The organism is Acinetobacter sp. (assembly GCF_049284435.1).
Taxonomy (GTDB): Bacteria; Pseudomonadota; Gammaproteobacteria; order Pseudomonadales; family Moraxellaceae; genus Acinetobacter.
On record NZ_JBAPXX010000155.1, the window covers coordinates 1 to 2,337 of the forward strand.

Here is a 2,337-nt window from a genome sequence, read left to right on the forward strand (position 1 = left end):
AGATTCATGCTCGTGTAGCCGTATTAAATATATTTACGGAATTAGGCCGACCTCATACCCAAGTTGTCACTTAAACCTGAGTCGCTTAGGGTAAATCTAATCTTTAAATCTTTGTGCAACAAAGCCAAATGACACTAAAAATGCACATTCTCTGATGGATGAATGGGAGAAGCGTATGTTGCAAAATCCAACTATTTGGGATCAGATTATTTTACAAAACTTGGTTGATGAGTGGCATGATGCAGGCCTTATTACATTAAAAAAGCTACCACCAAACTATACATTTATTTTTGATACATCTCGTAATTTATATGGGGATAAGATTCAACCTAGTATTGAACAATTACAAGCAAGTAGAGATAAGCGTTGGATACAGAAATATGAGCAAAGAAATTCAATTTATCAATGGATAATGCGTTCTTCTCTACTGTCAAAAAGTACTAAAAAGATTGTTAAACGACATAATGAAGTTAATGCACGAACAACAAAGTTAGGAATCGATATTAAGTTAACTTTAAGTGATTTAATTGAATAATTAAAATTTATTGATAAATATTACTTTCATTAATTATTTTCCTAAACCTCTTATACCCCCACAAATACTGCTCTGGAGCGACATTAATCATGCGCTCCATTTCTTTATTTAGGGTATCAACGGAAAGCTGTAAATTTTTCGACAAAATATCACTGGAAATTTCAGTCACGTAAATATCATAACCCGATAAATCTTCACGTCTTAAACAACTAAGCCCAATTACAGAGCATTGTGTTTTAGCCGCAAGTTTGGAAAGCAGAGTCGAAGATAAGGCATTTTGACCATAAAAATAAGAATAGATTCCACCAGACTCTTTTGGGACATGATCCGGTAAAATTGCAGAAAAACCACCCTGTTTTAAATGTTTAAATACAGCACGTACACCAGAATCATCTGTAGGGACCAGGGTGGCATTCAGGCGTTGCCGAGCTTCAAGCATAAACCGGTCAATATCCTGATTCTTGCTGGGCTTATACATAATCACAGGGGAGGTGTGCTGATTGATCCAGACATTCAACAGTTCCCACGTACCAAAATGGGGAACTACAGCCAAGCAGCCCTGAGGATTTTGCAAAGCTTGGATAAATAGATCTGCACCTTGTACATCTCGCATTAAAGACAACGCGTATTCAGGAGATGAACCCCAAATTTTGACTGATTCTGCATAGGTCATGCACTGACTTTTCAGGCTGCGTTTAGTCAAATCTGCTCGTTCAGATTCAGAAAGTTCAGGATAAGCAGAGGCCAGATTAATCTCAGTCACTCGGCGTGCAGAAGAATGGCTGAGATACAAAAGAGATCCAGCCAGTTGCGCAAGATTTTGAATGAATCTTAATGGAAGCTTGGAGAAATTTTTGAGTAGGGTGTACATGGTATCCAGATGGTCAGATTATAGGTCTTTGTCCGGATTGCCCTTCAGCACCATATAAATCAAACCTACAAAAATCAGCAGGGCGCCTAAAATACTGCTCAGACAAAAATACACAATACGGTCATTGGTATCGAGATTGAACAGATTGTTGGCAAGGATATAGCGCATGAACAGCCATTGAACCACTGAAAATACAATAAGCATAATGCTGCGATTACGAACTGCAGGACGCATAGCCATTGCTAATTACCTTAGATTAAAAACTGCCGCTATTATGCCACTGTTCCAGATACGACTCAATCTTACAAAAAAGCCCCGCACGAGACAGGGCTTTTTCAGTTAAAACGTCAAGAAATTATTCTTGAGATTCAGCTTTTGGTTTTTCACGTAAGCGAATACCAAGGTCACGCAGTTGGTTTGATTCAACTAGAGCAGGTGCTTGCGTTAATGGACATTCAGCAGTTTTTGTTTTCGGGAACGCAATGACATCACGAATAGAAGCACCACCAGTCATGAGCATCACAAGACGGTCAAGACCAAATGCCAAACCACCATGCGGAGGAGCACCGTAACGTAATGCATTTAATAAGAAGCTGAATTTCTCTTCTGCTTCTTCTTCACCAATACCAAGCGCTTCAAAGATCGCTTTTTGCATTTCAAGGTTGTGAATACGCAGTGAACCACCACCGACTTCAGTACCGTTCAATACCATATCGTAAGCAACAGAAAGAGCAGCGCCTGGATTGTTTTTCACTTCTTCTACGCTAGATTTTGGCAGCGTGAATGGGTGGTGAACAGACGTCCATTTGCCATCATCTGTTTCTTCAAACATTGGGAAGTCAACCACCCAAAGTGGAGCCCACTCGCAAGTCGACATTTTCAAGTCATGCCCAACTTTAATACGTAAAGCACCCATGGCATCGTTCACAAC

General features: G+C 39.8%; 3 protein-coding genes and 1 pseudogene. 1 reads left to right on the plus strand and 3 read right to left on the minus strand.

The window, feature by feature from the left end; genetic code table 11:
- Positions 1 to 127: 127 nt before the first annotated feature.
- Positions 128 to 535 (plus strand): annotated as a pseudogene (locus WAK81_RS13420) (hypothetical protein); the annotation flags it as partial.
- Between the two features lie 7 nt (positions 536 to 542).
- Here the strand turns inward: WAK81_RS13420 and WAK81_RS13425 are convergent.
- From WAK81_RS13425 to WAK81_RS13435, 3 genes are all read right to left on the minus strand, one after another.
- Complete coding sequence (locus WAK81_RS13425; RefSeq protein ID WP_422197511.1) at positions 543 to 1,406, minus strand: lysophospholipid acyltransferase family protein; 864 nt, start codon at positions 1,404 to 1,406, stop codon at positions 543 to 545.
- An 18-nt stretch (positions 1,407 to 1,424) separates the two neighbouring features.
- Positions 1,425 to 1,646 carry a hypothetical protein gene (locus WAK81_RS13430; RefSeq protein WP_004278319.1) on the minus strand — a complete coding sequence of 74 codons (222 nt, stop codon included), beginning with the start codon at positions 1,644 to 1,646 and terminating at the stop codon, positions 1,425 to 1,427.
- 115 nt (positions 1,647 to 1,761) lie between these two features.
- The coding region (locus WAK81_RS13435; protein ID WP_422197514.1) for an amino acid--tRNA ligase-related protein at positions 1,762 to 2,337 on the minus strand (576 nt) is incomplete at its 5' end.

What these genes read in the sequence shown, in the direction of transcription:
- WAK81_RS13425 (WP_422197511.1), bottom strand. Translation starts at nt 1,406, where the DNA reads ATGTACACCCTACTCAAAAATTTCTCCAAGCTTCCATTAAGATTCATT.
- WAK81_RS13430 (WP_004278319.1), bottom strand. Translation starts at nt 1,646, where the DNA reads ATGGCTATGCGTCCTGCAGTTCGTAATCGCAGCATTATGCTTATTGTA.